Annotated in this window: 1 protein-coding gene; it reads left to right on the top strand. The window is 65.9% G+C overall.

Annotated elements, in window-relative coordinates; all coding sequences use genetic code 11:
- Positions 1–166: 166 nt before the first annotated feature.
- Positions 167–422: hypothetical protein (locus tag IO33_RS0142050; protein ID WP_209439025.1), on the top strand; the 256-nt coding region annotated here is incomplete at its 3' end.

The raw sequence follows: 422 nt of genomic DNA on the forward strand, positions 1-422 counted from the left end.
GTGTTACGGACGACGGCAGCGGTTTCGACCCGAACACTGTTCCTACCGATCGGCTGGGCATTGCGGTCAGCATCCGCGATCGCATGTCCCAAGTCGGCGGAGCGGCCGTTATTGATTCCGCGCCGGGGAACGGCGCCCGTGTCACCCTGCAGTGGGAGCAACGGTGATGATCACGCCACCTCGGGGTGGCAACGAAGACATACGAGACCTGCTGGGCATGCGCACCCGCGGCGCCTGGCTCATCGTGGGCGCCTACATCACCGCGATGCTCGTCGTCACCATCGCGACCCTGCATAGCTTTACCACCGCCTGGCCGGCCGTGCTTGGACCTCTGATTCTCATCGCCGCGACCCTGGCGCTGATGCTCGTACCCGGCGACCCACTACCCACCTGGCCCACCGTCGCACTCACCGCAGCTGGTC

Origin of the sequence: Streptomyces durhamensis (assembly GCF_000725475.1) — a bacterium.
Classification (GTDB): Bacteria; Actinomycetota; Actinomycetes; order Streptomycetales; family Streptomycetaceae; genus Streptomyces; species Streptomyces filipinensis.